The 24,893-nt window shown below is 56.8% G+C and carries 26 protein-coding genes; 13 read left to right on the top strand and 13 right to left on the bottom strand.

The genetic code is table 11. From position 1 onward, the window contains the following. Nucleotides 1-17 precede the first annotated feature (17 nt). A complete protein-coding gene (locus tag ACR0AA_RS07030; protein ID WP_480755721.1) occupies nt 18-464 on the bottom strand; it encodes a type II toxin-antitoxin system RatA family toxin in 447 nt (148 codons plus the stop codon). Nucleotides 465-537: 73 nt separating this feature from the next. Here ACR0AA_RS07030 and hpt point away from each other — a divergent pair, with 73 nt between their 5' ends. Together hpt and ACR0AA_RS07020 are read left to right on the top strand one after the other, a co-directional pair. Further along, nucleotides 538-1,080 (top strand): hypoxanthine phosphoribosyltransferase, encoded by a 543-nt coding sequence (gene hpt / locus ACR0AA_RS07025; protein WP_480755719.1) that lies wholly within the window; start codon nt 538-540, stop codon nt 1,078-1,080. Between the two features lie 11 nt (nt 1,081-1,091). Then, nucleotides 1,092-1,265, top strand: coding sequence for a hypothetical protein (locus ACR0AA_RS07020; protein WP_480661458.1), 174 nt, complete (start codon nt 1,092-1,094; stop codon nt 1,263-1,265). Here ACR0AA_RS07020 and ACR0AA_RS07015 read toward each other — a convergent pair. Further along, nucleotides 1,255-2,409, bottom strand: a complete 1,155-nt coding sequence (locus tag ACR0AA_RS07015) for an amidohydrolase (RefSeq protein WP_480661457.1) — start codon at nt 2,407-2,409, stop codon at nt 1,255-1,257. The genes ACR0AA_RS07020 and ACR0AA_RS07015 overlap by 11 nt on opposite strands. Beyond that, a complete protein-coding gene (lipA, locus tag ACR0AA_RS07010; RefSeq protein ID WP_480661456.1) occupies nt 2,406-3,356 on the bottom strand; it encodes a lipoyl synthase in 951 nt (316 codons plus the stop codon). The genes ACR0AA_RS07015 and lipA overlap by 4 nt, the downstream gene beginning before the upstream one ends. Before the next feature lie 263 nt (nt 3,357-3,619). Here lipA and ACR0AA_RS07005 point away from each other — a divergent pair, with 263 nt between their 5' ends. After that, on the top strand, nt 3,620-4,168 hold the full coding sequence (locus ACR0AA_RS07005; protein WP_480661455.1) for a redoxin family protein: 549 nt from the start codon (nt 3,620-3,622) through the stop codon (nt 4,166-4,168). A gap of 48 nt (nt 4,169-4,216) precedes the next feature. Here ACR0AA_RS07005 and ACR0AA_RS07000 read toward each other — a convergent pair whose 3' ends face one another. Both ACR0AA_RS07000 and ACR0AA_RS06995 read right to left on the bottom strand, forming a co-directional pair. After that, entirely contained in the window at nt 4,217-5,140 is a 924-nt protein-coding gene (locus ACR0AA_RS07000; protein ID WP_480661454.1) for a hydrogen peroxide-inducible genes activator, read from the bottom strand. Nucleotides 5,141-5,192: 52 nt separating this feature from the next. Continuing rightward, entirely contained in the window at nt 5,193-6,299 is a 1,107-nt protein-coding gene (locus tag ACR0AA_RS06995) for a DUF6456 domain-containing protein (RefSeq protein WP_480661453.1), read from the bottom strand. A gap of 239 nt (nt 6,300-6,538) precedes the next feature. On the opposite strand from ACR0AA_RS06995, the gene ACR0AA_RS06990 reads away from it, so the two are divergent. After that, on the top strand, nt 6,539-6,838 hold the full coding sequence (locus ACR0AA_RS06990; protein ID WP_480661452.1) for a DUF6477 family protein: 300 nt from the start codon (nt 6,539-6,541) through the stop codon (nt 6,836-6,838). Here the strand turns inward: ACR0AA_RS06990 and ACR0AA_RS06985 are convergent, their stop codons facing one another. Further along, a complete protein-coding gene (locus tag ACR0AA_RS06985; protein ID WP_480661451.1) occupies nt 6,839-8,383 on the bottom strand; it encodes a trimethylamine methyltransferase family protein in 1,545 nt (514 codons plus the stop codon). It lies immediately after the preceding gene. A gap of 133 nt (nt 8,384-8,516) precedes the next feature. After that, entirely contained in the window at nt 8,517-8,957 is a 441-nt protein-coding gene (locus ACR0AA_RS06980) for a GNAT family N-acetyltransferase (protein WP_480755718.1), read from the bottom strand. Nucleotides 8,958-9,048: 91 nt separating this feature from the next. Here ACR0AA_RS06980 and guaA point away from each other — a divergent pair, with 91 nt between their 5' ends. From guaA to ACR0AA_RS06935, 9 genes are all read left to right on the top strand, one after another. Continuing rightward, entirely contained in the window at nt 9,049-10,608 is a 1,560-nt protein-coding gene (guaA, locus tag ACR0AA_RS06975) for a glutamine-hydrolyzing GMP synthase (RefSeq protein ID WP_480661449.1), read from the top strand. Between the two features lie 96 nt (nt 10,609-10,704). Continuing rightward, complete coding sequence (locus ACR0AA_RS06970; RefSeq protein ID WP_480755717.1) at nt 10,705-11,610, top strand: DMT family transporter; 906 nt, start codon at nt 10,705-10,707, stop codon at nt 11,608-11,610. 120 nt (nt 11,611-11,730) lie between these two features. After that, nucleotides 11,731-12,855 carry an OmpP1/FadL family transporter gene (locus ACR0AA_RS06965; RefSeq protein ID WP_480661447.1) on the top strand — a complete coding sequence of 375 codons (1,125 nt, stop codon included), beginning with the start codon at nt 11,731-11,733 and terminating at the stop codon, nt 12,853-12,855. A 103-nt stretch (nt 12,856-12,958) separates the two neighbouring features. Then, nucleotides 12,959-13,855 (top strand): DMT family transporter, encoded by an 897-nt coding sequence (locus tag ACR0AA_RS06960; RefSeq protein ID WP_480661446.1) that lies wholly within the window; start codon nt 12,959-12,961, stop codon nt 13,853-13,855. Between the two features lie 49 nt (nt 13,856-13,904). Next, nucleotides 13,905-14,777 (top strand): ATPase, encoded by an 873-nt coding sequence (locus ACR0AA_RS06955; RefSeq protein ID WP_480661445.1) that lies wholly within the window; start codon nt 13,905-13,907, stop codon nt 14,775-14,777. Nucleotides 14,778-14,816: 39 nt separating this feature from the next. After that, on the top strand, nt 14,817-15,734 hold the full coding sequence (metA, locus tag ACR0AA_RS06950) for a homoserine O-acetyltransferase MetA (RefSeq protein ID WP_480661444.1): 918 nt from the start codon (nt 14,817-14,819) through the stop codon (nt 15,732-15,734). Beyond that, on the top strand, nt 15,724-16,677 hold the full coding sequence (locus ACR0AA_RS06945) for an alpha/beta fold hydrolase (RefSeq protein WP_480661443.1): 954 nt from the start codon (nt 15,724-15,726) through the stop codon (nt 16,675-16,677). The genes metA and ACR0AA_RS06945 overlap by 11 nt, the downstream gene beginning before the upstream one ends. Before the next feature lie 49 nt (nt 16,678-16,726). Further along, a complete protein-coding gene (gene ppk2, locus ACR0AA_RS06940) occupies nt 16,727-17,596 on the top strand; it encodes a polyphosphate kinase 2 (protein ID WP_480661442.1) in 870 nt (289 codons plus the stop codon). Between the two features lie 104 nt (nt 17,597-17,700). Continuing rightward, nucleotides 17,701-18,315: a TetR/AcrR family transcriptional regulator gene (locus ACR0AA_RS06935; RefSeq protein WP_480661441.1), complete on the top strand. Its 615-nt coding sequence runs from the start codon at nt 17,701-17,703 to the stop codon at nt 18,313-18,315. 7 nt (nt 18,316-18,322) lie between these two features. Here the strand turns inward: ACR0AA_RS06935 and ACR0AA_RS06930 are convergent, their stop codons facing one another. From ACR0AA_RS06930 to ACR0AA_RS06905, 6 genes are all read right to left on the bottom strand, one after another. Then, nucleotides 18,323-19,381, bottom strand: coding sequence for an adenylate/guanylate cyclase domain-containing protein (locus ACR0AA_RS06930; RefSeq protein WP_480755716.1), 1,059 nt, complete (start codon nt 19,379-19,381; stop codon nt 18,323-18,325). Continuing rightward, complete coding sequence (locus ACR0AA_RS06925; protein ID WP_480755715.1) at nt 19,378-19,746, bottom strand: group I truncated hemoglobin; 369 nt, start codon at nt 19,744-19,746, stop codon at nt 19,378-19,380. The genes ACR0AA_RS06930 and ACR0AA_RS06925 overlap by 4 nt, the downstream gene beginning before the upstream one ends. 126 nt (nt 19,747-19,872) lie before the next feature. Next, nucleotides 19,873-20,715: a glycosyltransferase family 25 protein gene (locus tag ACR0AA_RS06920; RefSeq protein WP_480661438.1), complete on the bottom strand. Its 843-nt coding sequence runs from the start codon at nt 20,713-20,715 to the stop codon at nt 19,873-19,875. 304 nt (nt 20,716-21,019) lie between these two features. After that, nucleotides 21,020-22,240: an aminopeptidase P family protein gene (locus ACR0AA_RS06915; RefSeq protein WP_480755714.1), complete on the bottom strand. Its 1,221-nt coding sequence runs from the start codon at nt 22,238-22,240 to the stop codon at nt 21,020-21,022. Nucleotides 22,241-22,400: 160 nt separating this feature from the next. Continuing rightward, a complete protein-coding gene (locus ACR0AA_RS06910; RefSeq protein WP_480755713.1) occupies nt 22,401-23,612 on the bottom strand; it encodes an ABC transporter permease in 1,212 nt (403 codons plus the stop codon). 5 nt (nt 23,613-23,617) lie between these two features. Further along, nucleotides 23,618-24,889, bottom strand: a complete 1,272-nt coding sequence (locus tag ACR0AA_RS06905) for an ABC transporter permease (RefSeq protein WP_480755712.1) — start codon at nt 24,887-24,889, stop codon at nt 23,618-23,620. Nucleotides 24,890-24,893 lie beyond the last annotated feature (4 nt).

The following is a 24,893-nucleotide window of genomic DNA, read 5'->3' as shown; positions in this document are numbered from 1 at the left end:
CAATACGGGGTAAAGACTTAGCTGTACAAATCCGCAGCACGGTTTTCGAACGCCTGAACGATCCGGTGCATGGCTTCGTTGAACACCACACCGATGATGCCCTGGAGGATGGCGTTCTTGAATTCGAAATCCACGTGGAAGGAAATGTTGCAGCCACCGTCTGGCGCATCTTCGAACTGCCAGTCGGATTTCATGTATTTGAATGGTCCGTCCAGATATTCAGTGTCGATCCTTTTCTGATCGGCAAACAAAGTCACCCGGCTGCCGAAGCGTTCGCGGAACACCTTGAACGAGATCACCAGATCGGCCTCAAGCACCTGCGCCTCGCCAGCCGCATAGGTGCGACGAATACGGGCTGCTGCGCACCAAGGCAGAAACTCGGGATATTTGGCCACATCGGCGACCAGCTCATACATCTGCTGCGCAGTGTAAGGAAGGTGACGTGTTTCCGAATGTGTAGGCATAGCTTCCGGGCATTTTATGGTGACAATGGCGCGTCATGTCGTATGTTGCGCGCCAAAGATCAAGGGGGCAGCGATGAGCGACCGCGCATATGTGATAGATGAGATGATCTCGGCCAAGGCCATCGCCGCACGGATCGAAGAGTTATGTCGCGAAATTACCGCAGAGTTCGGAGATACGGACAAGCTGGTCGTCGTTGGTCTGCTGCGCGGCAGCTTCGTCTTCATCGCCGACCTGGTGCGCGAGCTGGACCTGCCGATCGAAGTGGATTTTCTTGAGGCGTCTTCCTATGGCGATTCGATGGAAAGCAGCCGGGAAGTCCGCATTCTTAAAGATTTGCGCGGCGCAATTGAAGGACGTGATGTTCTGGTGGTCGAGGATATCGTCGACACGGGCCACACGCTTAACCACGTCACCAAGTTGCTGAGTAGCCGTAAGCCAAGCCGCCTGAAATCCATTGCCCTGCTGGACAAGCCCAGCCGGCGCGAGGTCGATTTCCGGTCGGATTGGATCGGCTTTGAAATTCCGGACGAATTTGTCGTGGGTTACGGGATCGACTATGCTCAGCGCAACCGGAACCTACCGTTTATCGGCAAGGTTCGATTTGTCGAAGACTGATCGAGGACCACATGAACCCTCGCCACCTGCTGCGCATGTCCCAATGGGCCCGAAATCCGCCATCAGAAAAGCGGGTTAAGCTGGTGTTCGGCATCATTATCCTGTGCCTTGTCATTGGCGGGATCGAATACATGGGTTGGTGGCCGGAATGGGCCAAAGGGGAATGGACCCGGTTCAGGCCTTAGTGTCGTTCAGAACCCGCGCAATGGCAGACAGGAAAATCCCGGTTCCGACGGGTATCAGTGCGTCCGGGAAGTCATAGTCGGGGTTGTGTAACTGCGGATGGTCTACTCCGGCTCCCAGCCAGAACATGGCCGTATTCGCGCCCTTGCCGAATTGCCCGAAATCCTCTGAGAACTTTTGCGGCGAGTGCGTTAACTTGCAGGGAACACCATGTTCGGCACAGGCCATTTCGAGTGTGGCAACCGCCTCACTATGATTGACGCAGGCTTCGAAGACATCGTCATAAGTGATCTCGACACCCAGACCGTTGGCAGATGCGGTTTGCCTCCCCAATGTTTCGGCTTCGGCCATCAGGCTTGTCATCCGCGCATCAGAAACAGTGCGCAAAGTCACCCAAAGCTCGGCCCGCCCCGGTGCGACACCAAACGTCGGCTCGCCTAAACTGGCATGCGTGACGGTTGTCAGCGCAAATTCAGAATCCAGCGCGCCACCTGTACCCAGCCTAGCCAGCTTAGGCATCAGTTCCGACAACGCCCCGACCGGGGACACACCGTCTTGTGGTGCTGCCGCGTGAGATGTCTTACCAGTCAGAACAACCTTCATCCCGCGAGAGGCACAATTTGCAGGGCCTTGGCACAGCTCAACTTCCCCCAGCGCCAATCCCGGCAGATTGTGCAACGAAAATACGTAATCCGGCGCGATTTGCGCGAATTGTGAATCCGCCCGATAGGCCACCGCACCCTGCCCGGTTTCTTCGGCCGGTTGAAAAATCAGAACCACCCGGCCTTTGGCGGGGCGCTGACGCGACAGCTCCTCGGCCACGCCAAGGACCATCGTCATGTGGCCGTCATGGCCGCACAGGTGCCCTTTGCCCGCAACCTTCGACACATAAGGCTGGGTGCTGAGTTCCTGAATCGGCAGCCCGTCCAATTCACAACGCACACCGACCGTCGGCCCGGCCTGCCCGCTGTCAAAAATGGCCGCTACGCCATGACCGCCCAGCCCGGTTAGGACCTGGTCCGCACCGTACCCGTGCAACACTTCTGACACTCGGGCAGCGGTCTCACGCTCCTGCCCGGAGATTTCGGGATATTGATGCAGGTCGTGGCGCAGGCGCGTCAGCCGTGCAAGCGTTTCAGGCGTCACCCCTGCTCCAGTTTTTTCTGGCGCGCTTCGCGCAATCGGGCAAAGTCGTCGCCCGCGTGGTAAGACGACCGGGTCAGAGGCGTAGCCGATACCATCAGGAAGCCTTTGCCGAACGCAGCTTTTTCATACGAGGCAAACTCTTCCGGTGTCACAAACCGGTCCACGCCGTGGTGCTTGGGTGTGGGCTGCAGATACTGACCGATGGTCAGGAAATCGATGTCGGCAGCGCGCATGTCATCCATGACCTGCCGGACCTCTTGTTCATTTTCGCCCAGACCGACCATGATTCCCGACTTGGTAAAGATCGATGGGTCCAATTCCTTGACCCGTTGCAGCAAACGCAGTGAGTGGAAATAACGGGCACCCGGACGAACCTCCAAATAAAGGCCCGGAACCGTTTCCAGATTGTGGTTGAACACGTCCGGCTTGGCCTCGACGACGGTCTCAAGCACCGAAGGATCACATTTCAGGAAATCCGGCGTCAAAATTTCGATCGTTGTTTTGGGTGACCGGTGTCGGACGGCCCGAATCGTCTGCGCGAAATGATCGGCACCACCGTCTTTCAGGTCATCGCGGTCAACCGACGTGATCACCACGTGGTTCAGACCCAGCTTTTCGACCGCGTGGGCCACACGACCCGGTTCAAAAACATCCAGATCATCTGGACGGCCAGTCGCGATATTGCAAAAGGTACAGCCGCGCGTACAGATTTCTCCCATGATCATCATGGTAGCGTGGCCCTGGCTCCAGCACTCGCCAACGTTCGGACACCCGGCCTCTTCACAAACCGTGACCAGGTTGTTCTCGCGCATGATCTTGTGCGTGTCGGCATAGCCCTTACCGCCGGGTGCCTTGACGCGAATCCACTTTGGCTTTTTGGGCTGCGCATTGTCCGGGCGATGCGCTTTTTCGGGATGACGTTGTTCGGGGATCTTCAGATCACGCACGGCTGGCTTTCCTGACTTTGGGTCAATTTGCTTTGCCCTAACATAGTATGCCCGCGTGTACTATGCCACCCGGGTATACCCGCCATGCAACGCCGATTTGCGCTCGCAGAATTTCGCCATACTTTTAACGGCTTCATTCGGCTTATTGCTTAAATCCCTGCCACTTGAGACCATATTGCAATTGCGGCATTTCCGTCATTGAAGACAGTTTAGAACTGTTTTAAATCACCCCCAATTCTAATGTGAATCACAGGAGCCCGTAGATGAAAACTGGCGCAAAACTGCCTTCCGTTACCTTCCACACCCGCGTCCGCGACGAAGCTGTCGAAGGACCCAACCCATTCCGTTGGGAAGACAAGACCACTGCGGATTACTTCGCAGGCAAGCGCGTCATCCTGTTTTCGCTGCCCGGTGCATTCACGCCCACATGCTCGACCTACCAACTGCCCGGTTTTGAAAACGGCTATGCCGATTTCACCGCAAAAGGTGTAGACGAGATCTACTGCATGTCTGTGAACGACAGCTTTGTCATGAACAAATGGGCACAGGATCAGAGTCTGAAAAACGTCAAGGTCATCCCTGACGGCTCGGGCGAGTTCACCCGCAAGATGGGCATGCTGGTCGACAAGGATAACCTGGGCTTCGGCATGCGCTCGTGGCGCTATGCGGCCATCGTGAACGACGGTGTGGTTGAGGCGTGGTTCGAAGAGCCCGGTCTGATGGACAACTGCCCCGAAGACCCATACGGCGTGTCGTCCCCGGAAAACCTGATGAAGCATCTGGACGAAGCGAAAGAGCCGGCACTGGCCTGAGTTCTTTATCGCTGAGACATTCAGGGCCCGCCATTGGCGGGCCCTATTTTATTGCCGCGTCTCGCTGACGATGTGCTCACCAACGCGCCGGATGACATCGGCCAGACTGTCAAACCAGTCTTCGCGGCCGGTCGACACACGGCGAACCAAGCCGACAGTACGTGAGGGCTGCGGCGCTCTAAAACGCATGAGTTTAAGTCCCGGCACGGCTTCGGTTTCCGATCTCGCCGCAAGTTCGGGCATCAGCGTCAGACCAAACCCGTCAGCAACCAATCGGGACAATGTTGCCAACGAGGACGCGCCCATATTGATCAAACCGCTGTTTCTGTCCTGACCGCAGACCTCAAGCGCCTGATCCGTCAAACAATGCCCGTCATCCAGCAACATCAATTGCGCGGTCTGCAAATCAATCGGTCGCAAAGCGTCAGGATCGGTCGACACGGTTTGAATCCGCCCTGCACTGCCGGCCAGTAAAAAGCGATCCTCAAACAGAGGGAGCTCAAACAGCTCGCTCCCGCCCGCAGGCAGCGCCATAACAGCCGCGTCAATCTCGCCCGCACGCAGCATCGTTAGCAACCGCTCGGTTCTCGCTTCGCGAATTTGTACGCGCAGCGAGACATCCGCCGTCCGCAGGCCAGCGAGGACGCCGGACAACAGATAAGGGGCGATGGTCGGAATGATTCCGATCGACAACGACCTGTGTCCGCCTGAGTGATCCTTTGCGAATTGATCCAGCCTATCCGCTGCGCCCAACACCTGACGCGCATAGTCCAGCACGTCCCGACCCAGCGGCGTCAGTAGAATGTCGCGTGCTTGACGTTCGAACAGCGGCCCACCCAGAGTTTCCTCCAGCGCCTTGATCTGAACCGACAATGCGGGTTGTGAAACATGACAGACCTGCGCCGCCCGGCCAAAATTGCGCTGATCTGCCACCGCGCTAAAATATTGAAGCTGTCTGAGGGTGTAGTTCATAGGCAATTCCTATCACTACCCCTCGAAACCTCAACCGTGAATTATGGCGGCTCTAACCGATCAGCCGTGTTTTCTCTGCCTGATCTTCATAATGGCGCTTTAGACGTTGCAGAGCGATACGAAGTACGATCTTCCCGGACCGCGCCGACCAGCCCATCCGTTTTTCGGCCATTTCCAGCCCTTCCAGATAGCAACAACACCGCAGCGCCACGTCGCTCAGTCCCGGCCCAAGATCTGACAAGGCTCGTTCGACCCGTGCGCGCGCATCTGACGATCCTTGTCCGGCACTGGCACCATTGCCGAAACTTCCCCGCCCTCCAGCTGTTAGAAAGTGATCCCAATTTTGGGCAACCTGCGGTCCGATCTGAGCCAGTTCAAAATCCTCTCGCAAACGTTCACCTGCGCTGACGAGGGTTTCATCCAGAAAGGATTTGCCATCCCGGTCCCGTCTGCGCGCCAGCGCGATCAGAGGGCTTTCGGCGGCACTGTAGCGAATGCGTTTGGAACGGCTCAACGGCACCGCTTTGCCTTGACCTATTTGCGACTGAAACGGCGCTTGCGCCTCGGCCATGCCGAATTCGTTTCTCGCCCGTGCCTTGTTCTCCGCCTCAGCAATCAACTGGCTCAACGCTGCGCGGCCCGATGACGAAATCCGATAGCGCGAGATGCGCCCCGGATTGTCGCAAGAGATCCAATCCTTCAGCGCCAGGGCCTGGGCGATTTTGCAGTCGACAACGGCTGTTCTGGTTGCACCGCTGTCACCAGAGTCCCGGACAACCACGGCTTTGTCCATCTCTTCAGCCACGGCAAGGACAGCACCCGTTTCGCATAACCTGCGCAAAACCCGAAGTGCCTCGCGATTGAACTCTTCGTCTTTTGCCGCCGCTACGTCCTCATGGGATGCCCCCAGTGTTTCAAAGCCTGCTCGGTCATCTGCTTCTGAAAAGTGGGTTTCCGCAAGCGATTGCAACGCGGCGTCAACCAAAGGATCGTCGCGGCGCATTTCGATACGGCGAATTTGTCGGAGTATGGTTGACGCATGGCACCCCGCAGATCGCGCAATATCGCGGATCGATTGACCGGTTTCGGTATGAGCCAGGTATCGCTGCGCCCCTTCAGGTACCCAAGCCGGAATGGTGAAAGCCATGTTATCTTCCATAGTTTCTTGCCCTCGTCGACAAAACAATCTGTTCCAATCGCCCCCGGTGAATTTGTTAACCAATCCTAACTAGAGTCGCTTTCGTTACTCGTTCGTTAACCAAAAGAGGCAAGCACCAGATTTGATTCAAAATCATAAACACTCATGAAGTCAGAGTTCGGCGAGAGCCCAATCAAGGCAACACCCGTTTAGGTTGTGTGACAAACAGATAAATTCTGTTCAACCAAGGGAACACCGAAATGCAGGACCTGATGACCATGATTACAACGCTCCGCCGCCCACGCCTGCTGGCACGGGCCGCAAAGTTCGGAGCGCAGGACTATGATCGGGACCGGCACCTACAACGCATTCTGGGATACGGATCGCTCCCCGGTACCGGGGCCGCGCTGGTGCGATTGGTGGAAATGGAACGAGAGGTTAACGCGCAAAGGCTGGCTGAGGATGCCGCCTATTCACTGGTCCGCCATCTGGACTTGCTGATTGCGCTATTGGGCGAGGCGCAACTGTTCAAAGCCAGCCGCGCCTCGCAATATCAATGATCAGGTGAAAGCATCCGGCATGGATGCTTTCTTTTCCGCCACGTATTCATTCAGCGCGGCATTGAGTTCGGGGTCGAGTTGCGGTTGCTGGTAGTTGGCCAGCAGATGCTCGACCCGCGCTGTGGCCAACTGTCGAGTGTCACGACCGCCTTCGTCTTCCCAGGTCTCGTACGGTTTATAATCCAGAACCTCGGTCTTCCAGAACGCCTCTTTGAAGTTGGCCTGCGTATGGGCGCAACCCAGGTAGTGGCCGCCGGGGCCAACTTCACGGATTGCATCCATCGCCTGTGCGTTTTCATCGTAGGCCACGCCTTTGGCCAGACCGTGCAGCACACCCAACTGATCGGCATCCATGACGAACTTTTCAAAGTCGGCAACCAGACCGCCTTCCAGCCAGCCGCAGGAGTGCAGCATGAAGTTCACGCCCGACATCAGACCCATATTCAGCGAGTTTGCAGTTTCGTACGCCGCCTGAGCATCAGGTAGTTTCGATCCGCAGAACGACCCGGCCGAGCGGTACGGCAGGTTCAGACGCCGTGCCAGCTGACCTGCGCCATATGTGACCATAGAAGCCTCGGGCGTACCAAAGGTCGGCGCGCCGGAGTTCATGTCGATCGACGACACGAAGGCGCCAAAGATGGCAGGTGCACCCGGACGGATGATCTGGCTGTAGGCCACACCGGCCAGAACTTCGGCCAGAACCTGCGTCAGCGTACCGGCAACCGAAACCGGGGCCATCGCACCGCCAACAATAAAGGGCGAGATAATGCAAGCTTGGTTGTTTTTTGCATAAACTTCCAACGACCCCATCATCACATCGTCGAATGTCATCGGCGAGTTGATGTTGGTCAGCGAGGTCATGACCGTGTTTTCCTGTACGAACTCTTTGCCGAACAGAATCTCGCACATCTCAACCGAATCCTGCGCGCGGCTGGGATCGGTAACCGAGCCCATGAACGGCTTGTCCGACAGGGTCATGTGCGCCATCAGCATGTCCAGGTGACGCTTGTTCACCGGAACGTCCGTCGGCTCGCACACCGTACCGCCCGAGTGGTGCAACCACTTGGACATATACGCCAGTTTCACGAACTTGTTGAAATCGTCCATGGTCGCATAGCGACGGCCACCTTGTGCATCCCGCACGAACGGAGGTCCGTACACCGGGGCCAGGACCAGGTTACGGCCACCAATCACCACCGATTTTTCGGGGTTGCGTGCGTGCTGCGTGAACTCGCTGGGTGCTGTTTTGATCAGCTCGCGGGCCAGACCGCGCGGAATACGGACGCGTTCACCATCAACATCAGCACCGGCATCTTTCCAGCGCTTCAACGCCTCCGGGTTGTCGACAAAGTTAACGCCGACTTCGGCCAGAATGGTTTCCGCGTTGGTCTCGATGATTTCCAACGCTTCTTCGTTAAGAATCTCGAAGTTCGGAATATTCCGTTCGATGTATTTTGCAGTTTCGATGCGAACTGCGGTGCGTTCGGCCCGGCGGGCGGCGCCACCGCCACCTCTTGCCCTGCGCCGGGTGTTTGCCTCTGCCATGAGAAGATCCCGTCAATTGGTTGGTTTGGTCAAATTGTTATAGGAAGCCTCAAACGCAAAGCATCTGGTTTACGGCGCTATAGGGGGAAAAGCGACATCCGTTTGAAACAGAACCGTCAGGCGGCTCAGCCGCTCAGGCAAGTTGCTTTTCCATGACGATTCCGTTGTCCTTAACCTCTGCCTGGCTCCATCCCAAATGGAGATACATGGAAACTGTACTCTGCATTAACCGATGCGTTCGCAGTTTGAGACGGAGGACACTCGCCGCACAGGCCGCCTGCTCGGCCCTGGCAATCAGCTTTCGCGCAAGTCCTGCGCCCTGTGCCTTTGGCGAAACCGCTAGATTGAAGATCATCACCACATCATCGACACGGTCGAAAACGATAAAGCCAACAATTTCCTCACCTGTTTCCGCAACCCATGCCTGATGCGCTGCTATGTCATCGCCGACGCCTTCGGTCACGTCGGGCAGATCGGGAATGTCCCGCATAGCATCCGCATAGGCCGAAGCGATGCAGTCCTTAGCAGCGCCTGCATCAGTGGGGAGTGCCTGGCGCAACATGATTTGAGACATCTGACCCCCTTTCCGTATAATCCTGAAGCACAATTGCACAAATGACGTCATTGCGCTTGCACATGCAAGGCTTGGCACCTAATAGCCAACCATGACCCAGACATCTCATGACCGCCTTCTGATCATCGACTTCGGCAGCCAGGTTACGCAGCTTATTGCCCGCCGCCTGCGAGAGCTGAATGTCTATTGCGAAATCCACCCCTACCAAAATGTCACGATGGACTTCGTGCGCGAAATGGCCCCCAAAGCCGTGATATTCTCGGGTGGCCCGGACAGCGTGACGCGTGAGGGATCGCCTCGCGCTCCGCAAGAGATTTTTGACTATGGCGTTCCGATCCTGGGGATCTGCTATGGCCAGCAGGTGATGATGCACCAGTTGGGCGGCAAGGTCGAAAGCGGGCATGGCACGGCAGAGTTCGGCCGCGCCTATGTCACTCCGAAAGAAAAGCTCGACATTCTGGATGGCTGGTTCACGGATGGTGACGAGCAGGTCTGGATGAGCCACGGTGACCATGTCAGTGAAATCGCACCCGGATTTGATGTCTATGGCACCTCGCCCAACGCGCCCTTCGCAATCACGGCCGACAGCAAGCGCCACTTCTATGCGGTTCAGTTCCACCCCGAGGTGCACCACACCCCCAAGGGTGCAAAACTGTACGAGAATTTCATAAAGCTGGCCGGTTTCCAGGGTGACTGGACCATGGGGGCCTACCGCGACGAGATGATCCGTAAGATTCGCGAGCAGGTTGGTGACAAGAAAGTCATTTGCGGCCTGTCCGGCGGCGTAGACAGTTCGGTCGCGGCGATCCTGATCCACGAAGCGATCGGCGATCAGCTGACCTGTGTGTTTGTGGACCACGGGCTACTGCGCAAGAACGAGGCCGAGGAAGTCGTCGGCATGTTCCGCGACAACTACAACATCCAGCTGATCCATGCGGATGAGAGCGAATTGTTTCTGGGCGAACTGGAAGGTCAGAGCGATCCGGAAACCAAACGCAAAATCATCGGTAAGCTGTTCATCGATGTGTTCCAGAAACATGCCGACACCATCGACGGAGCCGAATTCCTGGCGCAAGGCACGCTGTATCCGGACGTCATTGAATCAGTGTCTTTCTCTGGCGGCCCCTCGGTCACGATCAAGTCGCACCATAATGTCGGTGGCCTGCCTGAAAAGATGGGCCTGAAACTGGTCGAACCGTTGCGTGAGCTGTTCAAGGACGAGGTTCGCGCGCTGGGTCGCGAGTTGGGCCTGCCCCAAAGCTTCATCGGGCGTCACCCCTTCCCCGGACCCGGTCTGGCGATTCGCTGCCCCGGTGAGATCACACGCGAAAAGTTGGACATCCTGCGCGAAGCAGATGCGGTCTACATCGATCAGATCCGCAAGCACGGTTTGTACGATGACATTTGGCAAGCCTTCGTTGCCATTCTGCCGGTGCGCACCGTGGGCGTCATGGGCGACGGGCGTACATATGACTATGCCTGCGCGTTACGTGCCGTAACATCCGTTGATGGCATGACCGCCGACTATTACCCGTTCAGCCACGAATTCCTTGGGGAAACAGCGACGCGGATCATCAACGAGGTCAAGGGCATCAACAGATGCACCTATGACATCACATCCAAACCACCCGGAACCATCGAGTGGGAATGATCAGAAAGCCGGGCACAGCCCGGCTTTTTTTAATTCACCTTGTCCAAAATTCGATATCTATCAAACCGATATCGAAGGGAGTTCGCAGGGATAGGGATGGACACTGCCAAACCACAGATTGGTAAGGCCGCGCTTTGGATGACCGGAGCAATTGCCTCGTTTTCTTCTATGGCCGTCGCTGGACGCGAGCTGAGTGTGACGCACGACACGTTCGAAATCATGTTCTACCGCAGCCTCGTGGGGATTTTCGTGGTCGCTGTGGTCCTGACTGCAACACGGAAATGGCATCAGGTCTCAACCGAACGTCTAAGCCTGCACGGGGTTCGGAACGTCCTGCATTTCACCGGACAGAACCTCTGGTTCTATGCCGTCAGTGTCATCCCGCTTGCGCAGGTTTTTGCGCTTGAATTCACCCAACCGATCTGGGTGATCCTGCTTTCGCCACTGTTGTTGAAAGAACGTCTTACAACAGTGCGTGTCATGTCCGCGTTTATTGGATTTGCGGGCATCTTGCTTGTTGCCCGTCCCGGAGCGGTGCCGCTGAGCGCCGGTGTGCTTACAGCCGCGCTGTCCGCTGTTTTTTTCGCTTTAACAACGATTTCGACGAAGTCCCTGACGCGTTTTGCAAGCATCGGCTGCATCATGTTCTGGCTGACGGTCATGCAGGCCGGACTGGGATTGGTAGCGGCAGGGATCGACGGGCAGATCACCCTACCCTCGGCAAGTACGGCTCCGTTTCTGTTGCTGGTCGGTCTGGCCGGGCTTCTGGCGCACTACTGTATCACCAACGCGCTTGCGATCGCCCCGGCGACAGTTGTGGTGCCCTTTGACTTTGCGCGCCTGCCGACAATCGCGGTGGTCGGCATGGTTCTTTACCATGAACCGCTGGATCACTGGACCTTATTGGGGGCAGCCGTGATCTTTTCCGGCATCTTCCTGAACGTTCACGCAGAGAATCGTAACAGTTTGGCAACACTCTCGCAGGACACTCAACACAAGTAACGCACGGTCACATGTTGACGATAAAGTAAACCTTAAGAAAGTATCGAGCACCACAATGCAGGTCAGTCTGCACCACATATTTTACAGGCACTGACCTTCAGGCATCAGAGGGAGGAAATAATGAAGAAAGCGCTATTACAGGCGTGCGCGGTATGCGTTGGCGCGACAGGAGCTTACGCAGGCGGTCTGGACCGCAGCGGCCAAGGCGTCAACATTTTGTTTGAGGAAGGTTCTGTCGTGCAGTTCCGTTTGGGGTACGCAAACCCTGACGTGAGCGGTCAGCAGAACGGTGTCGATTCCGGAAACATCGCCAAAAGCTTCTGGACCCCGCATCTGGCATACAAGCATTCGTTTACCGATCAGCTGGACTTCGCACTTATCTATGACGAACCATATGGTGCCAATGTCGAGTATCCGTCGAACTATCCGCTGTCGCGCAATCCCACGGCCCCGGCCGGTGGCCGCACCGACGTTCTGCGCGCCAAGGCAGATGTAGACGCGATTACGGCCCTGCTTCGCTATAAGTTCGATGGCGGATTTAGCGCGATCGGTGGTATCCGTGCACAGCGGGCCAAGGCGAACGTCGCGGTGCCGGTCGTGGCAGGTTATGAGTTTGAGTCGGGCTCGGAAATCGACTTCGGTTACGTCGTAGGTGTCGCCTGGGAACGCCCCGACATTGCAGCGCGCGTGGCACTGACCTACAACTCAAAAATCACGCACGATTTCGACTCGACGGAATCTATCAACCGTGTGCCGCCCATTCCGGCCGCGCTTGTGACCGCGGAAACCGAAACCGAAGTTGTGACGCCCCAGTCGGTCAACCTGGACTTCCAGACCGGTGTGGCACCCAAAACTCTGTTGTTCGGTTCGATCCGCTGGGTCGACTGGCCGCAGACAGTACTGGCTCCGCCGGTCTACACCGCTGCCGCAAGACAGAACCTTGTTGACTATTCAACGGACACGTTCACCTACACTCTGGGTTTGGGCTACAAGTTCACCGAGGAGTTTTCAGGCGCGATCTCTGCCGGTTATGAAACATCCTCGAATGAGCCGGTTTCAAACCTTGGCCCGACCGACGGGTTCTGGAGCCTTGGCGTAGGTGGTACCTACACCTTTGAGCAGGCGCAGATTTCGGGCGGCATTCGCTACACCGATATCGGCGACGCGACTACAACCACGGGCGGCCAGTTCTCGGGTAACTCGGCGTGGAGCGTGGGTCTGCAGCTGACATATTCGCTGAACTGATCCGCACACGAGTGAAGACATTGAAACCCCGCCAAATCGGCGGGGTTTTTTGATTGCGCAAGTTTCGGGTCGATCAATCGCTTGGGGAATGTGAGAACGGGGCATGGAACCACAAAAACACCTGTCCCCAAGAGCTTGGGCCGAACTGTTACTTCTGGGCCTGATCTGGGGTGCCTCGTTTATCTCTATCCGAATCGCGCTGGACACGATCCCGGTAATGACCTCGGTCTTGCATCGAGTCTTCTGGGCGATGCTTGCATTGTGGATCGTTGTCTGGATCAGGAAACTGAAGGTCCCGACAAGTCCGCACATCTGGGGTGCGTTCCTGATTATGGGCCTGCTGAACAATGCGATCCCGTTTTCGCTCATGGCGTGGGGGCAGCTTTACATCGAGACGGGTCTGACCTCGATCCTGAATGCAGCGACAGCAGTGTTCGGCGTCCTGATCGCCGCGATGTTTTTCAAGGATGAGCGCCTGACCCTGGCGCGCGGAATGGGTGTCGGGCTGGGCTTTCTGGGTGTTGCTATTGCAATTGGCCTGCGGAACTTTGCCACGTTCGACCTTCAAAGCGCTGCGCAATTGGCGATTGTCGCGGGTACCGTATCCTACGCCTTTGCCAGCGCCTGGGCGCGAAGCAAACTGTCCGGCCTGTCGCCCATCGTCGCGGCCGCCGGGATGCTGACCGGGTCAACCCTGCTGATATTGCCGGTTACGCTCGTCGTCGACGGCATCCCCACTCTGAACCTGCCGGTGATCACTTGGACGGCAATTGCCTATTATGCCCTGATCGCGACCGCCGGAGCGTATCTGCTGTACTACCGTGTCCTTGCGATGGCCGGCGCAGGAAACCTGATGCTGGTGACGCTTGTCATTCCGCCTGTGGCCATCGTTCTGGGCGCGCTGCTGCGAGACGAAGCCCTGCCCGCTCAGGCGTTTCTGGGCTTTGCAGTGCTGGCAGTGGGACTGTTGATCCTGAACCGGTCCCGCACACGCGATTGACGCCGCCCCCTGCCCGATTTAGCTAGGTCAGAAAAAGGGACAGCGGACGATGATCTACAGCTCGGCAAAAGACTGGCGCGATGCGGCGCGAAAAAAGGTGCTGTTCTTCGGCATGTCAGGGCTGGGAAAGACCTACGTGTCGAACGTGCTGCGCGATTCCGGTGACTGGTTCCATTACTCGATCGATTACCGCATCGGTACGCGCTACATGGGCGAGTACATCATTGACAACGCCAAGGCTCAGGCGATGGAGGTCCCGTTCCTGCGGGATCTGCTGCTATCGGATTCGATCTATATCGGATCGAATATCTCGTTCGAAAACCTGAAGCCGGTTGCGACCTATTTGGGCAAGCCTGGCAATCCGGCATTGGGCGGATTGGAACTGACCGAATACCGTCGCCGGCAAGAGCAGTTCCGGCAAGCGGAAATCCACGCCCTGCTTGACACGGAATACTTCATCGACCGCGCCCAACGTCTGTACCAGTATCCGCATTTCATCTGCGATACCGGCGGTTCGATTTGTGAGTGGGTCGATCCCGATAACCCCGCCGATCACGTCCTGTCAGAGCTGTCCCGGCAGACCCTTATGATCTGGATAAAGGGCGACGAGGATCACACGGCGGAACTGGTCCGCCGTTTCGACAAAGCTCCTAAGCCAATGTCCTACCAGCCCGAGTTTCTGACCAGGGTCTGGGATGAATACCTCGCCCAGCACGACTGCACGGCTCAGGAAGTCGACCCGGATGCCTTTATCCGCTGGACCTATGCACGGGCGCTGGCGCACCGTCAGCCGCGCTATCAGGCCATGGCCGACAATTGGGGTGTCACCATCACCGCCGATGACATGCACAAGGTCCGTGACGCGGGTGATTTCGATGAGTTGATCGAACGCACCCTTGAGACCCGGGCAAACCGGGCTTAATTACCGCCTCTACACTGAAACTCCAAAGGCTTGCACCTGATGCCAATCAAGATTCCCTCCGACCTACCTGCATTTGACGTTCTCACCAACGAGGGCGTCATGGTCATGGCCGAGGATCAGGCGATGCGTCAGGACATCCGGCCCTTGCGGATCGGGTTGCTGAACCTGATGCCCAAGAAGATTCAGACCGAGAACCAGTTCGCGCGTTTGATCGGAGCGACTCCGCTGCAGATCGACCTTTCGCTTATCCGCATGACGGAACATCGCACGAAGAACACCGCCGCCGATCATATGGCCGAGTTCTATCAACCCTTCCAAGAGGTGAAAGATCAGAAGTTCGACGGCCTGATCATCACCGGCGCTCCAATCGAACATTTGGAATTCGATGACGTCACCTATTGGGACGAAATGACCGAAGTCTTTGAGTGGACGCAGACGAATGTCCATTCCACCTTTGGCGTCTGCTGGGGCGGCATGGCGATGATCAACCATTTCCACGGCGTTCGAAAACACATGCTGGACGCCAAGGCCTTCGGGTGCTTTCGTCATCAAAACCTTTCCCCTGCTTCTCCGTTCCTGCGGGGGTTTTCGGACGATTGCGTGATTCCGGTTAGCCGATGGACTGAAATGAAACAGGCCGAGATCGACACCGCCACCGGTCTGACGACCCTGTTGGGCAGCGATGAGGTTGGCCCTTGCCTGGTCGAAGACCCCTCGCATCGTGCGATCTATATCTTCAACCACTTCGAGTATGACAGCGATACGTTGAAGCAGGAATATGACCGCGACATCTCGAACGGTACGCCGATAAACGTACCGATCAATTACTATCCCGAAGACGATCCCTCACGCCCGCCGCAGAACAGATGGCGCAGCCACGCGCATTTGCTCTACGGCAACTGGATCAACGAGATTTACCAGTCCACACCTTTCAATATGGAAGACATTGGCCGTTAAAGCTCTCATAGCTCTCGGCCTCGTCTTTATAGGCCTGGTTCTGCTGACCGCCTGGCGGGCAGCGCAGAAAGAAGCTGAGGCCGAGGCCAGCTTTCCACCCGAAGGCCAGATTGTCATGATCGACGGTATCGCGGTGCATGCGGTTGTCATGGGGGAAGGACCGGATGTGGTGTTACTCCACGGGTCCAGCGGCAACACCCGCGACATGACTTTTGCGCTGGCTCCGATCCTGGCCGAAAACTTTCGGGTGATTACGTTCGACCGACCCGGATTGGGCTATAGCGACAGCTTCAACCCCGATGGCGAGACGCTTGAAGAGCAAGCGTTAATCCTGCAAAAGGCCGCCGCGCAACTCGGTGCCGAAAAACCCATAGTCGCAGGACAAAGCTATGGCGGGTCGGTGTCGCTGGCCTGGGCTGTTACACGGCCCGACAACATATCGGCTTTGGTCCTGATCGCGCCGGCCGCCATCCCATGGGAAACACCCTTGGACGGCTTCAACCAAATCGCATCCACGACTGCGGGTAATGCCCTTGCCCTGCCCCTGATCACAGCGTTCGTCCCTGAGTGGTACGTAGAAAGCGCGCTGGACCGGGTCTTTGCCCCTCAGACTGCGCCTGACGGATATGCCGAACATTTCGGCCCGGGTCTGACCATGCGGCGGGCCTCGATGCATGCCAATGCCAAACAGCGGGCAAACCTGTTGGACGAGGTCCGCGCGCTGCAACCGCGGTATCGCGAGATTTCAGTTCCCACTGAAATCGTTCACGGAACGGCGGATACCACCGTCGGCTTAGACTGGCACTCTGAACGGCTGATCGAACAGATACCAGGCGCGGAACTGATCGAACTTCCGGGTATAGGGCACATGCCGCAGGTTGTAGCCGCACCAGAAGTTGCGCTGGCAATCGATCGTGCCGCGCAACGAGCGGGTTTGCGTTAGGCCTTTAGCTAATCCATAGTAGGATATGGATTTTATGGCGAGGTAACTCATGGCCCGTTCCGAAAAAGGCTCCATCGAAAAGTATTTCCGCAAAGACGCGCCCAACGACGTGCGCACCGCAATCGAAAACGCCAAGAAAGACGACATTCTGAACCCGACATACCCTTACGACGAAAAAATGAAGCGTAAGGATTATGACCAACAAATCGAGCTGCTGCAGATCGAACTGGTCAAGATGCAATCTTGGGTCAAGGAAACAGGCCACCGCGTCGCCATCATTTTCGAAGGTCGGGACGCAGCCGGAAAAGGCGGCACCATCAAGCGTTTTCGTGAAAACCTTAACCCTCGTGGTGCCCGGAACGTTGCGCTGAGCAAGCCGTCGGATATCGAACGCAGCCAATGGTATTTTCAGCGCTACCTATCGCACCTTCCTTCGGCTGGTGAAATCGTGTTCTTTGACCGCAGTTGGTACAATCGCGGCGTTGTCGAGAACGTCTTTGGCTTTTGCGAACCCGAGGAACGCGAGCGGTTCTTCCGGCAAGTTCTGCCGTTGGAGACCGGGCTGGTTAACGATGGGATCAAGTTGTTCAAGTTCTGGCTTAACGTTGGGCGCGCCGAGCAACTCAACCGGTTTCTGGCCCGTGAAACAGATCCGTTAAAGCAATGGAAACTTAGCCCAATCGACGTTGCGGGTCTCGGCAAGTGGGACGAGTATACTCAGTCGATCTCGGAAACCCTTACCCGCAGCCATTCGCAACACTGTCCCTGGACCATCGTCCGCTCTGACGACAAGAAACGCGCCCGACTGGCGGCCATTAGAACTGTGCTGCATGCATTGGATTACGACGAAAAAGACAAGAAGGCGATCGGCAAGAACGATCCCCTAATCTGTGGCGGGCCCGAGATATGGGATTCCTGATGACAAATTCCTGCCTTATGGTTGCTGAGTATTGGACGAATGCCTGCACGTGGATTATGTCTTGGTTCCCCAAGGCTTAAACAAAAAAGGCTCCTGACTAAGGGATGACGAAACGCGGCTATCACCACGGCAATCTCAAACAAGCCCTGATCGAGGCCGCGCTGTCGCTGATCGAAGAAAAGGGTCCGACCGGCTTTACCCTGTCCGAAGCGGCTAAAACCGCCGGGGTGACGCCTGCCGCAGTCTATAGGCATTTTCAGGGCCGCGAGGATCTGATTGCCGAAGCCGCCCGGCAAGGGTTCGAAATGTTCGCGGACCTGATGCAATACGCATACGACAAGGGTCAGCCTTCCGCTCTGGCTGCATTCGAGGCGACGGGTCGCGCTTATCTGGCTTTTGCCCGCAAGCACCCTGGCCACTACATCGCGATGTTCGAAAGCGGGATATCCGTCAATCGCACGCCTGAACTGGCGCTGGCCGCGAACCGGGCCAAAAACGTTTTGGAAAAAGCCGCTTCAGACCTTTCGCAACATATCCCCCCAGAAAAGCGCCCGCCCGCATCGATGTTCAGTGCTCATATCTGGGCCATGAGCCACGGCGTGGTTGAGCTATATGCGCGAAACACGGGTGCCAGTTCGCCTTTTTCACCCGAGGATTTGTTGGAGAGCGGAATCGGCATCTATTTGCGGGGTCTGGGTCTGGTGCCGCAAGACGAATGAACGCCGGCTAGAACATAGGCCGCGACACAGGCGCACTAAGGCCGGATGTGATGTTTATCAAGTTCATCTCACCCATCCCCTTGATATCGACGCGCCCCAGATCCGAGACCTGGAATTCGTCGATCAGCGCATATTTCATCTCTTCCGGGGCAACGATATTCATCGGATTTGCAAAGACTTGCAGGCGCGAAGCAATGTTCACCGCAGGTCCGAACACGTCATAGACGTACTTCTGAATGCCCACGACTGAACCCACAGCCGCCCCCATGCCCAGACCGACCCTTGCCTGCCATTTGTGGGGATGGCTTTCGTTGCGCCGCTCTAAGTAGCGCAGGAATCGAACGGCACAATGTGCCACCGCAGTAGCATGATCCGGCGTTGGATCAGGCATACCTGAGACCGCCAGATACGCGTCGCCGATGGTCTTGATCCGCTCACACCCGAACTGTTCGACGATCCGGTCGAAGGCCGTGAAAATATCATTCAACTCGCTGAGCGTGACCGTCGGATCGGTCTTGGCCGCAAAGTCCGTGAATCCGACAAAATCCAGCATCACTACCGAGACCTGATCGAAAAGCTGCGGCGTGACCACGCCAAAGGTCTTGAACTCTTCATACACGGCGCGCGGCATAAGGTTCAGCAATAACCGTTCTACCCGCTCCTTCTCGCGTTCCAACTCGCGGGTGTTGCGTTCGACCATTGTCGAATAGCTGTCAATCATGCTTTCAAGTTCGCGAATGCGGGTGATGTTCTGGAACTCGACCACCAGAACCTGTTCGGACAGACCGTTGGCCAAAGACACCGCTGCTGCGAATATGAGCGTCCGGCGCTTGGGTTTGACCTGCAACTCGACCGAGTAGCGCAGGCCCGATTGCTTCACGTCCTCAAGTTCCTTTCGATCGAGATCGGGAAAAAAGTCCAACAGGGTTTGGTCGTCGCTCGGCGCCCCGAACCACTCGGCAAACGGGCCGTTGTGAAAAACGAACGACAAATCAGAGGCGCGCACAACGGCAACACCGACACCTATCGCGCGCAGCAGTTGTTCATTTATGGCCAGAATACTCATGCGGCGTCACGCGCGACTATGATTGCGCGTTTCGATTCAATGGCATCAAGGGCAATCTTTATGTGCGCATCTTCCATCCCGTGCATCGACAGGGCCTCGCTGAACAGCGTGGCCATCTCGTCAAAATCTGCGTGAGAGATATTTAGGTGCCGATGCACCGCTTCAATCCTGTCGTCACTAAAGGACGCGGGCCCACCAACGAGCGATGAAACGAATTTCGTCTGATGATCAATCAAGCGCGGCATGTCTATGTCTTCGAAATGGCCACCGATCTGGTCGGAATCCAATGCCATCTCGTAAAAAGTCATCACGATCCGACTGATCGTTTTGAAGCCGCCATACCTTTCGTAAATTGTCTGACCCACACCAATACCCACGCATTACGCACCACTAACGCCACAAGATTATATCATATTGACAGTTTTGTTAACGCTTATGAGACAATTGAGGTGCTCTGCGGTCCCTGCACTAGCGTTTGCCGTAGGTTGACCTCAAACGCTCAGGTCGTTGGCGCAGGGAATGAAGCCAACAAACCCGCCTTGTTCCAGAAGTCGCGTCTGACCGCCCATTCGCCAGTACAACTTGCGTCGCGCGGCCTGTAACTCGCGCCGGATGCGGAACCAGAGCGGGCCTTTATCCAAGCCGCTATTGATCTTTCGGTCCTGCGACCGTTCGCTAATTTTCACCGCCTCGACCGTCTGTTCCTGTTGTTTTGACCAGATCATTTGGACCCCAACTGCAGGAAAACACTGGTACATCCGCCAGTCCGGTCGGGGGATAGAAACAAAATCGTCCAGGTGATCAGAATACTTCTCTGACCAGGTCAAAAGCTTGCAGCAAGCCTTGTGCGAAAGAATGTAGGCGGCCGCGCTTGGAGCCATCTCGAGCATTGGGCGAACGTTTACGCCCGCAATTTGCACCTCGGGCCCAAATCGAAGGGAACGAGGCGAGTAGTCGAGCTTGATCATGTCGTACGCGTCACCTGCGTCCAGCAAGGTCGAGATCACCGAGCCCGCCTGATCGGACATTTCTACGTCGTCTTCGAATACAGCAACCGCCTTCAGATTTCGCTCCACTGCGGTCTGCCAAACGGCACGATGGCTTTCGAAACAGGCGATTTCGCTTTGCTTCAATCCCCAACGACTGCCGGCGCCCGGAACATAGCCATTGCCTTCCAGTGCGTCGGGTTGCTGAGCATCGGTCGCGCTGAACCGTGTGGCTCCGGCCAGTCCCGAATGGGTAAACTGCGTTTCCATAAAGGCCCGACGCGCTGGAACCCGATCCAGGTTGATGTAAAAGGCACCCGTCTCTGGTGGCAATTCGTGACGTTCCACGGCTAGTCCTTTCAAGCGGTTGTGCCAGATACACATCCGCGCAGCAGACAATCAACCCCGTGACTGGCCAATGTCCCTCCACTAACGCCTGTCATGAATTGGACGTCCTGATTGGACTGCACCGGTAAATCGAAACGTGGCAAACGCGCGTCTCCGTCCCGCGGCTTATCCGGCGACCACATGAACCATCCATTGGGGGCACCTCAATCTCCCAAATATCCAAGATTTGCCCCCCAGCGGCGTTGACCTGGTCACCTTCCGTGGGAATGGCAAGAAGGGCTGGTCGCCCCTCTCGCCCAATCGATCAGGCGCTGATCGTGTTGTGCTCGGGCCCATATGGGAAGCCCGTGATGTTCTCGGCACCGGTTTCCTCGACGACCAGGATGTCATGCTCGCGATAGCCGCCCGCACCGTTCTGGCCTTCAGGAATCCACAGCATCGGTTCGATCGAGACAACCATCCCGGGCTCAAGAACTGTATCGATGTCCTCGCGCAGTTCCAAACCTGCCTCACGGCCATAGTAGTGGCTAAGGATACCAAAGGAGTGCCCGTATCCGAACGACCGGTATTGCAGCAGGCCCTCATCGGCAAAGAACCGGTTGATCTCTTCACAGATGCCCGAGCAAGTTGCACCGGGTTTGATCAGGCTCAGACCCAGTTCATGCGCGGCAACGTTGGCCTTCCAGATGCGCAGGCTGTCCGCATCAGGCTCGCCCAGGAACAGGGTACGTTCCAGCGCGGTGTAATAGCCCGAGATCATCGGGAAGGTGTTCAGAGACAGGATATCACCCTTCTCCAGCGCACGTTTGGTGACGGGGTTATGGGCCCCGTCCGTATTCAGGCCGGATTGGAACCAAACCCAGGTGTCGCGGTATTCTGCGTCCGGATAGGCGCGCGCGATTTCGGCTTCCATTGCGTCACGGCCGGCCATGGCGATCTCGATCTCGGTCGCACCTTCGCGGATGGCTGCGTGAATGGCCGCGCCGCCCACATCCGCCGTACGCGCGCCGCCCTTGATTAGTTCGATCTCTTCCGAAGATTTCACCATACGTGCGGCCATCGTGTCGGGTGCGATATCCACCAGCTCTGGCCCACCCAGCATGTCCAGCGCAGTGTCACGCATGGCCAGCGTCATGTGATCGCCTTCAATACCGACCCGCTTAGTCGAACCAATCAGGCTCGCCACCGCGCGCCAGTAATTGTTCCGCTTCCAGTCGGTATAGATCACGTTTTCTTCCACCGAGCGACGCCATGGCTGGCCCGCGTCGATATTGGCGGACACGGTCGTGCAGGCATCCTGCGTCACCACGCACCCGTATGGGCGACCAAACGAGCAGTACAGAAAGCCCGAGTAATAAGCGATGTTGTGCATCGACGTCAGCAGCACCGCCGGGATATCGCGGGCCGCCATGGTCGCGCGCAGACTAGTCAGACGCCGGGCGTATTCCGCCTTGCTGAAAGGCAGCGGAGCCTTGTCGCCATTGTGGCATGTGAAGAACTCGGGGCGGCTTTGTAGATCAGTCATGTGGTCTCTCCTCAATGCCGGACTGGCATCGCCCGGCCACAAGCCCCGGCGTTCAGGACAAGCGGCCTCGGGAACCGAGAGCCATGCACCCCGCTTTGCGTCACGACGCCATCGTGACCGAAGTGCATGGTGAAATCGCTAAATCAGCTTTCGAGTCGCGTCAAGCGGGGCTGAGACCCCGCAAACGCTCGGACCGGCGGCGCAGCAGTTCGACTGTGGTCAGCAACGCGATCGAGATCACCACAAGGATCGTCGCAACCGCCAGAATTGTCGGGCTGATCTGCTCACGCAAACCGGTGAACATTTGCCACGGCAGCGTTTTCTGACTGGCCGAGCCAACGAACAACACCACGACAACCTCGTCGAAAGACGTGATGAAGGCGAACAACCCGCCCGAGATCACACCGGGCAGAATTAGCGGCATCTGAATCTTGAAGAACGTCCTGACGGGACCGGCCCCCATGTTTGCAGCAGCCCGCGTCAGCGATTGATCGAATCCGACCAGAGTGGCCGTCACGGTAATGATCACGAAGGGGATACCAAGGACGGCATGTGCAAGGATGACTTTGATATACCCGACAAAGTTTTTATCCATGCCCAGCGTGCCTTCAAGAAAGCGTCCGATGTCGCTGTAAAAGAAGAACATTCCCGTCGCCGAGATAATCAGCGGCACGATCATGGGCGAGATCAGAATCCCCATGATGGCCCGACGCCCTGGCACGTGGCTCTGACTGAGACCGATGGCTGCCAGAGTCCCCAAAGACACGGAGATGATCGTTGCAATCGGAGCGATGATCAGCGAGTTCTTGAAGCTGCGCTGCCATTCATTGTTGGTGAAGAAATCGCGGTAATGCTTCAGCGAATATCCTTCGGGGTCCAACCGCAGCATCTCGGGCGTAAAGGTAAAGAAGTCCTGAGCGTTGAACGACAGCGGCAGAACCACAAGGATTGGCGTGATCAGGAAGACAAAAATAGCGCCGCAAATCACGCGGAACAGGTAATGCTCGAACACCTGCGGACCTGTCAGATAAGGCAACAGCTTTTGCCGATAGCGCCCCTCGTAGAGCCAGAAGATGAAAAAGGCAAAGAACCAGCCGACCAGCAGCCCGGCGATCAAACCGGTGATCCCGGCAAAGAAGAACCCGATGGCGGCAAGTCCCAGGACCGTAATCCAGCGCGCGACACGTTCATTGTCGAGCACGGTGATATAGACCCAGGCCAGCGCCGCCATCAGCGCGGCGCCGATCAGGATGCCCAGCAGGACATTGCCCTGCCCGGCGCCGACGAACATGCCGACAAAACCTCCGGCAATGAAGACAGCTGGCAGAACGACCGACAACGGCTTGCGGGATATAGGTGTAAGTGCTGCCATGATCTTTATCCCAACTTCACGTTATCGATGCCCACGATCTTGTCGTAGCACCAGTAGAGCAACAGAACGACCGCCAGCAGGATCGTCCCCAGCGCCGCCGCCAGACCCCAGTTCAGCGAGGACGAGATGTGATAGGCAATCCGGTTCGAGATAAAGACACCTTTGGTGCCGCCCACAATCTCGGGCGTGATGTAGTAGCCGATGGCCAGAATGAACACGAGGATCGACCCTGCCCCTATGCCCGGAATGGATTGCGGGAAGTAGATTCGCCAGAAGGTTGTCCAGTTGGTCGCGCCCATCGACTTGGCCGCGCGCGTGTAGGATGGCGGGATCGTCTGCATCACCGAATACATCGGCAGGATCATGAACGGCAGCAGAATGTGGGTCATCGCAATGATCGTGCCAAATTGGTTGTTGATGATCACAAGTCGCGCATCATCAGCGACCAAACCCAGCCAGACCAGCGTTTCGTTGATCACGCCCTGCTGTTGCAACATGACCTTCCACGCAGACGTTCGCACCAGCAGCGAAGTCCAGAAGGGAAGCAATACCAGGATCATCAGCAGGTTCGACACGCGCATCGGCAACGTCGCCAGCAGATACGAAACCGGATAGGCCAACAGAATGCAGGCGCCAGTAATAATCAGCGACATCATCAGCGTACGACCGAACAGTTTGATTAGGATCTGTTTGTCCTCGGGCTGCGCCTGCGCACCTTCGGGTGTACGACGCATGTCGATGGCGTTCAGGAAGTAACCGTTCGTGATCGGAACAGCATGAGTTTTAATCGTGCGCCAGGTCTCGACATCGCCCCAGCCATCGTGAATCTCGATCAGCTTTTCCTTGAACGGCGCGTCAGCTTCGGGGTCCAAACGCTTGATATTACGCCCTGACTTTCGGAACATCGAGGACATGCCCGTCTTCTCATAGTTCAGGCGTGTACCGAGTCTCGTATGCGTTTTCGCTTCAACGGCCTCGACCATGTCTTTCGTAAACGCAGCGTACAAAGCTTCGTCGGGCAGCTCTCCGCTTTCTGCATCCCAGTTCTGCAGCTCAACCACAGTCAGCGGGAGCGTTTCAGCAACGATGCCGTTCTCGACCGACCGAAACAACATCGACACAATCGGGATGACGAACGAGAGCAATACAAACAACAACAAGGGCGCAATTAGGGCCAGTGCCCTGAGTTTGCGGCGGCGCAAAGATCGCGCCAGAGATTTCTTCAGCGGTGTGCCGTCGGCAGCAAGCATCGGACCGGATTGAGTTGCGTCAGTCATCTGC

This window comes from Ruegeria sp. CE8 (genome assembly GCF_056537465.1).
Note: the sequence above shows the minus strand (reverse complement) of the source record. Positions and strands in the feature narration are given on the sequence as shown.

Coding starts and splice junctions, on each gene's coding strand:
- ACR0AA_RS06910 (WP_480755713.1), bottom strand. CDS start 23,612: ATGGCAGCACTTACACCTATATCCCGCAAGCCGTTGTCGGTCGTTCTG.
- ACR0AA_RS06980 (WP_480755718.1), bottom strand. CDS start 8,957: ATGTCTCAAATCATGTTGCGCCAGGCACTCCCCACTGATGCAGGCGCT.
- ACR0AA_RS06935 (WP_480661441.1), top strand. CDS start 17,701: ATGACGAAACGCGGCTATCACCACGGCAATCTCAAACAAGCCCTGATC.
- ACR0AA_RS06905 (WP_480755712.1), bottom strand. CDS start 24,889: ATGACTGACGCAACTCAATCCGGTCCGATGCTTGCTGCCGACGGCACA.
- guaA (WP_480661449.1), top strand. CDS start 9,049: ATGACCCAGACATCTCATGACCGCCTTCTGATCATCGACTTCGGCAGC.
- ACR0AA_RS06930 (WP_480755716.1), bottom strand. CDS start 19,381: ATGAGTATTCTGGCCATAAATGAACAACTGCTGCGCGCGATAGGTGTC.
- ACR0AA_RS07000 (WP_480661454.1), bottom strand. CDS start 5,140: ATGAACTACACCCTCAGACAGCTTCAATATTTTAGCGCGGTGGCAGAT.
- ACR0AA_RS07020 (WP_480661458.1), top strand. CDS start 1,092: ATGAACCCTCGCCACCTGCTGCGCATGTCCCAATGGGCCCGAAATCCG.
- ACR0AA_RS06955 (WP_480661445.1), top strand. CDS start 13,905: ATGATCTACAGCTCGGCAAAAGACTGGCGCGATGCGGCGCGAAAAAAG.
- ACR0AA_RS06970 (WP_480755717.1), top strand. CDS start 10,705: ATGGACACTGCCAAACCACAGATTGGTAAGGCCGCGCTTTGGATGACC.
- ACR0AA_RS07030 (WP_480755721.1), bottom strand. CDS start 464: ATGCCTACACATTCGGAAACACGTCACCTTCCTTACACTGCGCAGCAG.
- ACR0AA_RS06990 (WP_480661452.1), top strand. CDS start 6,539: ATGCAGGACCTGATGACCATGATTACAACGCTCCGCCGCCCACGCCTG.
- hpt (WP_480755719.1), top strand. CDS start 538: ATGAGCGACCGCGCATATGTGATAGATGAGATGATCTCGGCCAAGGCC.
- ACR0AA_RS07005 (WP_480661455.1), top strand. CDS start 3,620: ATGAAAACTGGCGCAAAACTGCCTTCCGTTACCTTCCACACCCGCGTC.
- ACR0AA_RS06995 (WP_480661453.1), bottom strand. CDS start 6,299: ATGGAAGATAACATGGCTTTCACCATTCCGGCTTGGGTACCTGAAGGG.
- ACR0AA_RS06960 (WP_480661446.1), top strand. CDS start 12,959: ATGGAACCACAAAAACACCTGTCCCCAAGAGCTTGGGCCGAACTGTTA.
- metA (WP_480661444.1), top strand. CDS start 14,817: ATGCCAATCAAGATTCCCTCCGACCTACCTGCATTTGACGTTCTCACC.
- ACR0AA_RS06965 (WP_480661447.1), top strand. CDS start 11,731: ATGAAGAAAGCGCTATTACAGGCGTGCGCGGTATGCGTTGGCGCGACA.
- ppk2 (WP_480661442.1), top strand. CDS start 16,727: ATGGCCCGTTCCGAAAAAGGCTCCATCGAAAAGTATTTCCGCAAAGAC.
- ACR0AA_RS06915 (WP_480755714.1), bottom strand. CDS start 22,240: ATGACTGATCTACAAAGCCGCCCCGAGTTCTTCACATGCCACAATGGC.
- ACR0AA_RS06985 (WP_480661451.1), bottom strand. CDS start 8,383: ATGGCAGAGGCAAACACCCGGCGCAGGGCAAGAGGTGGCGGTGGCGCC.